The organism is Acidimicrobiia bacterium (assembly GCA_029210695.1).
GTDB lineage: Bacteria > Actinomycetota > Acidimicrobiia > Spongiisociales > JAHEDJ01 > JAHEDJ01.
The window spans coordinates 1-570 of the sequence record JARGFH010000167.1 but is presented as its reverse complement, the minus strand read 5'-3'; the positions used below and the strand labels follow the sequence as shown (position 1 = coordinate 570).

Annotated in this window: 1 protein-coding gene; it reads right to left on the bottom strand. The window is 59.6% G+C overall.

Annotated elements, in window-relative coordinates; all coding sequences use genetic code 11:
- Positions 1-43: 43 nt before the first annotated feature.
- Complete coding sequence (locus P1T08_18925) at positions 44-424, bottom strand: hypothetical protein (protein ID MDF1598143.1); 381 nt, start codon at positions 422-424, stop codon at positions 44-46.
- Positions 425-570: the final 146 nt, after the last annotated feature.

Here is a 570-nt window from a genome sequence, read left to right as displayed (position 1 = left end):
TGGTCTCCGGCATCACCCACGACTGGCCCGCCGCCAACCAACCTCACCGAAAGCCACTTTTTCGGCAGCCACCTAGCAGAGTGTCGTCGACGCATTTGACCAGGCTGAGGTTGCTGAGATCGGTTCCTTGCCAGACGGCCAGCACGGTATCGAACTCTGATCCCGCCGTATCGATCATCACCAGCGATGACTCGTCGAGAGTCAGCGAGTACCACACGGTGTTGGCCATCGCTGAACACCACAAGGGCTCGCCCGTCTCGACGGTGGCTTCGGTGATGTCGACGGTGTCGGTGTATGGATAGCTATACACCTCGGTCGCTTCGGCGAAGTTGTCGTTGTCCGGAGCGTCCGCGAACGCCGGGAGAGCCGGCAGCACGGTCGCCAACATCGCGAGGACAGAAAGCACAGCAAGACGCCTATGCATTTCCCATCCCTTTCTCCGGTATGAATACCGGTATGTTCCCCCTTCGGGATCGCGCGCGATGCGCGATCCCGCTAAGCCTGGATCCACCGGTCTGATCGGTGTCTGACGGTTGGGATTGACATAGAAAATGCCTTCTGACCTGGGAG